The organism is Microvirga zambiensis WSM3693, from assembly GCF_016735695.1.
GTDB classification, from domain to species: Bacteria; Pseudomonadota; Alphaproteobacteria; order Rhizobiales; family Beijerinckiaceae; genus Microvirga; species Microvirga zambiensis.
This window is the reverse complement of the sequence record NZ_JAERQD010000239.1, coordinates 1-596: the sequence shown is the minus strand read 5'-3', so window position 1 is coordinate 596 and position 596 is coordinate 1. Positions and strand designations below refer to the sequence as shown.

Annotated in this window: 1 pseudogene; it reads right to left on the bottom strand. The window is 60.4% G+C overall.

Annotated elements, in window-relative coordinates:
- Positions 1 to 76: 76 nt before the first annotated feature.
- Positions 77 to 596: pseudogene (locus JKL46_RS35085) on the bottom strand (ISAzo13 family transposase); the annotation flags it as partial.

The window sequence follows — 596 nt, the reverse complement described above, 5'->3', positions numbered from 1 at the left end:
TATCGACGTCGATCGAGCCAGTGCTCTTCCAAATGCCCCAGTCCCACAAGGCGGCCCAGCTCGGATGCGTACTCCGCAGCGGCACGCCAGCCCAGTTCAAGCTGATGAAGCTGAAGAGCCGGTGCTCAATTGGGTTCCACTTCGAGCAGCCGGTGGGATAGTGACACACCGTGACCTCGAGCCCGCAGGCATCGCAGAGCTGTTCTTGCAACTGGGCTTTCCAAACTCGGGAGCGGCAACTGTTCGAGCCGCCCGCATCGGCCAGGACGAGGAGACGCCCGGCTTCTGGAAAGCGCTTCTGTCCTTCGCTCTCCCACCAGTCACTGATCGCCTCAACGGCAAAGCGCGGGGTGTCAAAGCAATCGCCGATGCACACATAGCCGCTGTTGGTTGTGATCTCGTAGATGCCGTAAGGAATGGCCTGACCGACTGCATCCTGCGGCCAGTCGTGCACCAAGACCGGCTCGGCTCTCCGGCACCACGTCTGGCCCGGGTTCTTGAAGTCACCGACCAATTCCTTTTTTTTTCGAATCCACGCTGATGATCGGCTCACCTGTGGCTGCAAACTGCGCGCGCTGTTCGGCGATGTGCTGGAA